Raw genomic sequence first — 4,895 nt, 5'->3', positions numbered from 1 at the left:
CACCGCCTCGACGCCCTTGAGGTCGGCGTCGGCGTGCCACAGGCTGACCGCCTCAGCCCCGACGGCGCGCACCGCGCGCGCGGCGTCCACATCATCGAGCGTTCCGGGGAAAGTGATGACGCCGATCCGCGTCGTCACTGCACTTCTCGGCTGACGGTCCAGTCTTCGATCACGGTATTGGCCAGCAGCGACTCGGCAATCTCGGCCAGCGCCGAGTCGTCGACACTGTCGTCCACCTCGAGCTCAAACCGCTTGCCCTGCCGCACATTTGAGATTCCGGCATGTCCGAGCCGGCCCAATGCGCCGACGATCGCCTGGCCCTGCGGGTCGAGAATCTCACCCTTGGGCATTACGTGCACAATCACCCGGGCCACCCGCACTCCTCCTGCCGTTTTGGCTGCTCGGCGCCAACTCTACCGGTCGGCCCCGCGCTCGTCGTGCTAGCACGAGCCGAGGTATGCCGCGCACAACGGCGCGGCCATCGCGTCCAGCACCTGGGCGTCGGAGATGATCGGCCACGGCAGCTGGACAGGATCGGACGCCCAGAGCGTCAGCTCGCTGATCGTGCTGTTTTCCGGGCGCGCGACCAGGTAGGTATGCATCAGCACCGGTCCGCTGATCACCGCCGACAGCCGATTCGGCTCGTCGACGGTGATCGACGGCGACTCGGCCGCGGCTCCCAGTTGGCAGCCGCGCAGTGCCGCCGCCGCGATGTCGACCACCGACGACGCATTTTGTCCGCCGCGCGCGGTGTCCCCACGCCAGTGCACCACTTGGGCCCGCAACTGCCACTGACCCTGAGGGTTGTCCACCGTCACCCTGCCTGAGACCGCGGAGTTGCGGGTGTCCTGCGGGAATGCGGGAGTCGCGCAGACCTCCTCGAATCGGAATCGCGGCGTCACCGTCCCGGTCATCGACACCGCGGACCCAGCCGGGGCCGGCCAGTGATAGGTCGAGTTGAGCGGCATCGCGGACGGGGATATCCACGCGGTGTCGGGAATCTGGTCGCACGTCGGAGGGCAGGTCTCGGGGTCGGCGACGGCGATGCCCGATACGCATGTCGCCGCTAGACAGCCCGCGGTCAACGCTGCCGCCATCACTAGGCGCATGCGGTGCACCCCATGAGCGCACAATCGTAGACATGCAACTCACGCATTTCGGTCATTCCTGCGTTCTCGCCGACTTCGGCCACACCACGCTGCTGTTCGACCCGGGAACCTTCTCGCACGGCTTCGAGGGCATCACCGGTCTCTCGGCGATTGTGATCACCCATCAGCACCCCGATCACGTGGATCAGCAGCGGCTGCCCGCGCTACTCGACGCCAACCCGGGTGCGGCGGTGTATGCCGACCCGCAGACCACCGAGCAGCTCTCGGTTCCGTGCCAAGCGGTGCATGTCGGCGACGAGCTGTCGGTCGGCGAGCTGACCGTCCGCGCCATCGGTGGCCGCCATGCCGTTATCCATCCGGAAATTCCGGTGATCGACAACATTTCGTACCTCATCGGCGACGGCGAACACCCCGCGCGCTTCATGCATCCCGGCGATGCGCTGTTCGTTCCCGACGAGCCGATCGATGTATTGGCCACGCCGGCGGCCGCGCCGTGGATGAAGATCTCCGAAGCCGTCGACTACCTGCGGGCCGTGGCGCCGGCCCGGGCGGTGCCGATCCACCAGGGCATCATCGCCCCGGATGCGCGCGGCATCTATTACGGCCGGCTCACCGAAATGACCCACGCCGACTTCCAGGTGCTCCCCGAGGAAAGCTCGGTCACCTTCTAGCCGATGTCGTTGACCGCTCCGCGGCCCGCGGCGCGAGCGGAGAAGATGCACCCGCCGAGAAACGTTCCCTCCAGCGCCCGGTAGCCGTGCACCCCGCCGCCGCCGAAGCCGGCCACCTCGCCGGCGGCGTACAGCCCGTCGAGCGGGGTCCCGCCGTCCTTGAGCACACGCGAGTCCAGGTCGGTTTCCAACCCACCCAACGTCTTTCGGGTCAGGATGTGCAGCTTGACCGCGATGAACGGCCCGGCCTTGGGATCGGCCAAGCGGTGCGGGGCAACGACTCGGCCCAGCCGGTCGCCGAGGAAGCCGCGGGCAGCCCGGATTGCGGTGATCTGCCCGTCCTTGGTGAAGTTGTTGGCCACCTCGCGATCTCGCGCGGTGACCTCGTCGGCGACCGTCGCATAGTCCAGCGGCGCAACATCGGGAAGTTTGTTCATCGACTCGACCAACTCGCGCAACGAGTTCGCGCTGACGAAATCTATGCCCCGATCGAGGAATGCCTGCACCGGCCCTGGCGCACCCGATCCAGCCCGCGACACCAGTAGTTGGCGCACGCTGCGGCTGGTCAGGTCGGGGTTCTGCTCCTGACCAGATAGCCCGAACTCCTTGCCAATGATTTTGGCGTTCAACACAAACCAGGTGTAGTCGTAGCCCGACTTCGCGATGTACTCCAGCGTTCCCAGAGTGTCGAAGCCCGGGTAGAGCGGGACCGGCAGGCGCTTGCCCGTGGCGTCCAGCCACAGCGACGACGGCCCCGGGATGATCCGGATGCCGTGCAGCGGCCAGATCGGGTCGTAGTTGGTGATGCCCTCGGTGTAGTGCCACATCCGGTCCCGGTTGATCACCCGCGCCCCGGTCTTCTCGGTGATCGCGATCATCCGGCCGTCGACATGGGCGGGCACCCCGGCCAGCATCTGCTCGGGGACCCGGCCCATCCGCGTCGGCCAGTTCGCCCGCACCAGTTCATGGTTGCCACCGATACCTCCGCTGGTGACGATCACAGCCTGAGCGCGGAACTCGAACTCCCCGATGGCATTTCGCGACGACTTGACGCCGCGAGCTTCGGATGACGGTTCCAGCACCGTGCCCCGGATCCCGGTCACCGCCTCGCCCTCGACGATCAGCTCGTCGACCTGATGACGGTGGGCGAACCGCACGTTCGGATGGTCGACCAGCCGCCGGGCGAAGATCTCGACGATGGCCGGCCCGGTTCCCCAGGTGATGTGGAAGCGAGGCACCGAGTTGCCGTGCCCCACCGCGCCGTAGCCGCCGCGCTCGGCCCAGCCGACCAGCGGGAAGATCTTCAAGCCCCTGGCGCGCAGCCAGCTGCGCTTCTCCCCTGCCGCGAAATCGACGTAGGCATGTGCCCATTGCCTCGGCCAGTAGTCTTCCTGTCGGTCGAACGCGGCGGTGCCGAGCCAATCCTGCAGAGCGAGTTCGTGACTGTCGTGGACACCCAGCCGGCGCTGCTCGGGGCTGTCGACAAAGAACAAGCCGCCGAACGACCAGAACGCTTGCCCACCGAGGTTGGCGCTGTTCTCCTGGTCGACGATCAGCACCCGCTTGCCGCGATCCACCACCTCGCAGGCGGCAACCAGGCCGGCCAGGCCCGCCCCGACGATGATCACATCAGCTTGGGTATCGCTCATGGCGCTAAACAGTAGCGACCCGATGGGTCAGGCTGCGTTGAGAATCGCCTGATCGGCCCGCCAGTGGTACACCGTGGGTTCGCATCCATGTAGCAGGCCCAGATCCACGGCGTCCAGCATCGCCTGCAGCGGCCCGGGCTTACGCAGATGACTGGCCGCGACCGCGACCCGGACGATGCCGTCGCGGCGCGCCACCCGCTCGGCCGACAGCACCAGCATCCGGCACCACCACGGCTCGGACAGGAAGCCCTCGCCGATGCCCAGTACCCGTGCCCGCACCGATGTGTGCCGGACCAGGTCGTTGATCTCGTGCAGATCGGCGAGAAGTCGAAACCCGTTGCGCGGCAATGCAATAACGGTTCCTGGCGACGCGGTCCAACGCGGCGGCGCGAAGAGCCGGGTACGCAGTCCGAGGTGTTCGAGCACCCGGTCGGCGGCCATCAAACGCAGATTCGCCTCGTGCGCAGGCAGCGTCGCGAACTCACCGCGGCGCTTCTTGGTTGCCGCGTCGTCGTATCCGTTCAGCAAGATCGCGTCACCGGCGGCTCGTCGGCCTGCCAGCCATTCGACAGTGAGCGGGTCCTGGTCCAGCCGGTAGCCGCCCTTCAACCGCGGGGCGACCAGCAACGACACCGGAACCGACCGGGCATCCATCTTTTCGCAGAACTCAGCGACGTCGCCCAATGCGCGTTCGCAGATCCCGGAGACCGAAACGATCAACTTCCCAGACACAACACAAGTTTGACGATGCCAGGTGTCCAGATGGTGACATACATGCGGACAGCAAGCGTCAGTTATGCGCGGCTACCAGCTAATTCGGGAGCACGGCCTCGACGGCCGCGATCACCTCCGGGGCGTCGGGCACGGTTTGCGGACGGAATCGGTGGACCACCTCGCCGCCCGGCGCGATCAGAAACTTCTCGAAGTTCCACTGCACGTCCCCGGCCTCGCCGGCCGCGTCGGGCGTCTTGGTCAGCTCGGCGTACAGCGGGTGCCGCTCTGGCCCGTTGACCTCGGTTTTAGCCAGCAGCGGAAACGTCACGCCGTAGTTCGTGGAGCAGAAGGTCTGGATTTCTTCCGCGGTGCCGGGCTCCTGGCCCATGAATTGGTTGCACGGAACGCCGAGAACCGTGAGCCCGCGCTCGCCGTAGTCGCGCGCCAGCTGCTCGAGCGCGGCGTATTGCGGCGTCAAACCACATTTCGATGCCACGTTGACCACCAGCACCGCACGGTCGTTGAAGTCGGCCAGCGACATCGGGCCGCCATCAAGGCCGGTCAAAGCGATCTGGGTCACAGTCATACCCGGAGGCTACCTCAGGACATATTATTTGATCAGCTAGCTACCTACTCGTTACGCTGGTGACCATGGTTTCTCGCGCGGTACCGACCACCAACGCCGAACCCGCCGCCAACGATCTCCCCGACTATCCAGATTCGCTCGATGCCGGCCTGCTGCGCATCGCCGG

Annotated in this window: 6 protein-coding genes and 1 pseudogene; 1 reads left to right on the top strand and 6 read right to left on the bottom strand. The window is 66.5% G+C overall.

Going from position 1 to position 4,895, the window contains the following annotated elements; genetic code table 11:
* The 3 genes and pseudogenes from WAO18_RS23510 to WAO18_RS23500 form a co-directional block, all read right to left on the bottom strand.
* A pseudogene (locus tag WAO18_RS23510) lies at nucleotides 1–138 on the bottom strand (phosphoribosylformylglycinamidine synthase subunit PurQ); the annotation flags it as partial.
* Nucleotides 135–374: a phosphoribosylformylglycinamidine synthase subunit PurS gene (gene purS / locus WAO18_RS23505; protein WP_422208634.1), complete on the bottom strand. Its 240-nt coding sequence runs from the start codon at nucleotides 372–374 to the stop codon at nucleotides 135–137. The gene purS and the pseudogene WAO18_RS23510, both read right to left, overlap by 4 nt.
* A gap of 66 nt (nucleotides 375–440) precedes the next feature.
* Complete coding sequence (locus tag WAO18_RS23500; protein WP_422208633.1) at nucleotides 441–1,109, bottom strand: ATPase; 669 nt, start codon at nucleotides 1,107–1,109, stop codon at nucleotides 441–443.
* A gap of 32 nt (nucleotides 1,110–1,141) precedes the next feature.
* Here WAO18_RS23500 and WAO18_RS23495 point away from each other — a divergent pair, with 32 nt between their 5' ends.
* Nucleotides 1,142–1,780 carry an MBL fold metallo-hydrolase gene (locus tag WAO18_RS23495; RefSeq protein WP_422208632.1) on the top strand — a complete coding sequence of 213 codons (639 nt, stop codon included), beginning with the start codon at nucleotides 1,142–1,144 and terminating at the stop codon, nucleotides 1,778–1,780.
* Here the strand turns inward: WAO18_RS23495 and WAO18_RS23490 are convergent.
* From WAO18_RS23490 to WAO18_RS23480, 3 genes are all read right to left on the bottom strand, one after another.
* Nucleotides 1,777–3,429, bottom strand: a complete 1,653-nt coding sequence (locus tag WAO18_RS23490) for an FAD-binding dehydrogenase (RefSeq protein WP_422208631.1) — start codon at nucleotides 3,427–3,429, stop codon at nucleotides 1,777–1,779. The two genes, WAO18_RS23495 and WAO18_RS23490, sit on opposite strands and share 4 nt — an antisense overlap.
* Before the next feature lie 27 nt (nucleotides 3,430–3,456).
* A complete protein-coding gene (locus WAO18_RS23485) occupies nucleotides 3,457–4,161 on the bottom strand; it encodes a DUF2334 domain-containing protein (RefSeq protein WP_422208630.1) in 705 nt (234 codons plus the stop codon).
* Between the two features lie 79 nt (nucleotides 4,162–4,240).
* Nucleotides 4,241–4,729: a glutathione peroxidase gene (locus WAO18_RS23480; RefSeq protein ID WP_422208629.1), complete on the bottom strand. Its 489-nt coding sequence runs from the start codon at nucleotides 4,727–4,729 to the stop codon at nucleotides 4,241–4,243.
* Between the last annotated feature and the right edge of the window lie 166 nt (nucleotides 4,730–4,895).

The organism is Mycobacterium sp. (assembly GCF_049278535.1).
GTDB lineage: Bacteria > Actinomycetota > Actinomycetes > Mycobacteriales > Mycobacteriaceae > Mycobacterium.
The sequence above is the reverse complement of the archived record's forward strand: the minus strand, read 5'-3'. Positions and strand labels throughout refer to the sequence as shown.